Origin of the sequence: Thermogutta sp., from assembly GCF_014359955.1 — a bacterium.
Taxonomy (GTDB): Bacteria; Planctomycetota; Planctomycetia; order Pirellulales; family Thermoguttaceae; genus Thermogutta.
In genome coordinates, this window is record NZ_JACIYL010000791.1 from 1 (window position 1) to 2010 (window position 2010).

Here is a 2010-nt window from a genome sequence, read left to right on the forward strand (position 1 = left end):
AAAGCCGGTAGAGACGCTCTCCCACACGATACTCGATGCAGACTTCCGGCCGATAGAGCGTTTGCCCTTCCCGCACCGTTGTCCCCAAACGCGTTTCCAGAATTTTGCAGGGAACGGGCAGAAAGTCCTTGCCGGATCGCCACTCGGGCAAAAGCAGAAAACGCAATGCAAGCCAAAAGCCAAGACATCCCAGGAGGAACAGGCTGGCGAAAAAAGCTGCCTCCCAGAGTCCGGCAATTCGTTCTGAACCCGTTCGGCGATTGCCGCGTTTTTTCTCAAACAGGCGGAACCAGCGAGCCAACTGACACCTTCCCGGTCAACGTCAGGATGCTGACCCCGCGGCAGGCCGTGCGCGATCGCACAAAAACAGCCACCCGAGGCCGTTTGCGCAAAGCCTTCGGAAATTCGGTCGGCGAAATCACGGAAGGGGCGGAGTCAGCCCATCACACCTTCTTTATTTTGCTCAAAAACCGGGACGGTTGTCGAGTCATCCATGACCACCCGGAACTGGATAACGCAGGAGTCGGAAAGTTCGGGAACGAAAGGAGTCGGGCGATCAGAAATTCCCAGAGCCTGGAGGCGGCTCCTCCGATAGAAGCCCAACCGTTCGAGCGCCTGATACACCTCTTCCAAGGTTTTTTCGCCGAAATTGGCGATTTTGAGAAGATCCTCCGGCTTCGTGTCCAACAACTGTGCCACCGTGAAAATGCCTCGATCCTCGAGGCAGTTCGTCGTACGGACGGAAAGCCCAATTTCCGCCGTGCTCATCTCCAACCGTTTCTGCAATTCGGCCTCGTAAACGGCGGCAGGGCTGATGCGAACGCGGGAACCCATCGCATTCCCTCCTTGGAAAGGTTGTCTGTGGCAATCCGTTGCCCGGCACAACAAAAACCACCATTCATACATGAGCACCGCGAGCCTTCTGGAGAACCGTCCGGCTACTCACTTCCACGACACCGAGAAGTGATTGCAACGAGATTGCCACGGGGTCACTCAGTCGGTCTCCAGCCGGCTGTGGTGCAGACGGCTCAAACTGTTGATACTATATCAAGTTTTCCGAATTTGTGGAAGATACCGGTTGCGCGGACACGCATACAGCCGCCCATCTTGCGGAGGGGTTAGCCTGCCCTTCGCGATGGCGTAACCTTTCCTCGCTCACGATACAGCACGTTTCCTTGACCTGAGGTTCAGCAGTCAGCCAAGACTATTCGTGAGGGACGCTGATGGAGGTGACAGGTTGGCTTATTCCAGGTGCGACGATACTGGGACTGGTGCTCCTTCTTTCTGCGGTGATCCTGGTGAGACGCTGGCTGCGGCGGAGACGCAAACCACAATGGATGGAGCCCGACCTGCGGATCGAGGTCGGGCGACTGGAGCTCCGGCCAGTCCCTGAACTTCCGAAGCTACTTTTCCACGGCGAGCCCGTTCGCCTGGATATTGTGGTTTTCGCGCCGGCCGGTCGAACGGGGACTTTGCCGCATCCGCAAGAGTGGCCCATGCTCGCCGAAGCCATTGCCCCGGGGTTGATGCGGGTCGTCCAGACGCACGAGCCACAATTCATCCGCTGGCCTCCGCAGTTGAGTGTCAACGGCTTTATCCGTCAGTTTTTTCGCAACGTGGTCCTACCGGGTGATCGGGGGCGTGGGACTCCATTTTGCGGCGCGGTGGGACCTGCGCGTGGCCCTGAGGGGCAGCTTTTCCTGGTGGGAATGATCATGCACGCCGACCATCCTCTCTTCCTTGCGGTCGAGGAAGTCGAATCCGAAACGATGTGGCGGAGGCTCATTGAGGTCCGCACAATCTGACACATCCCGACTTTTCCTCGGCCGACGGGGATTTGGACACCGACACGTGCCCCGTGCGAGTGGGATTCAACACGCAGGTATGTGACGGTAGGGAGAGTTCACGAATTGCCCCTAAAATAGATTGCGCCAATGCCCACGCAGTGGTCTTTACAAAACTGGGGATTGATCGGCCGCGCAAGGTCTTGATGGAGCGCGGTAAGCTGAA

Annotated in this window: 3 protein-coding genes; 1 reads left to right on the forward strand and 2 read right to left on the reverse strand. The window is 57.7% G+C overall.

Annotation, left to right across the window (positions count from 1 at the left end):
• Together H5U08_RS16995 and H5U08_RS17000 are read right to left on the reverse strand one after the other, a co-directional pair.
• A partial coding sequence (locus H5U08_RS16995; RefSeq protein WP_297035802.1) for a hypothetical protein occupies positions 1–301 on the reverse strand: 301 nt, incomplete at its 3' end.
• A gap of 134 nt (positions 302–435) precedes the next feature.
• Positions 436–834, reverse strand: coding sequence for a DNA-directed RNA polymerase subunit alpha C-terminal domain-containing protein (locus H5U08_RS17000; RefSeq protein ID WP_297035805.1), 399 nt, complete (start codon positions 832–834; stop codon positions 436–438).
• Between the two features lie 389 nt (positions 835–1223).
• On the opposite strand from H5U08_RS17000, the gene H5U08_RS17005 reads away from it, so the two are divergent.
• Positions 1224–1805, forward strand: a complete 582-nt coding sequence (locus H5U08_RS17005; RefSeq protein ID WP_297035808.1) for a hypothetical protein — start codon at positions 1224–1226, stop codon at positions 1803–1805.
• The last annotated feature ends 205 nt before the right edge of the window (positions 1806–2010 follow it).

Bases quoted from the DNA above. Each gene is read 5' to 3' on its own strand.
- H5U08_RS17000 (WP_297035805.1), bottom strand. From the start codon at position 834: ATGGGTTCCCGCGTTCGCATCAGCCCTGCCGCCGTTTACGAGGCCGAA.
- H5U08_RS17005 (WP_297035808.1), top strand. From the start codon at position 1,224: ATGGAGGTGACAGGTTGGCTTATTCCAGGTGCGACGATACTGGGACTG.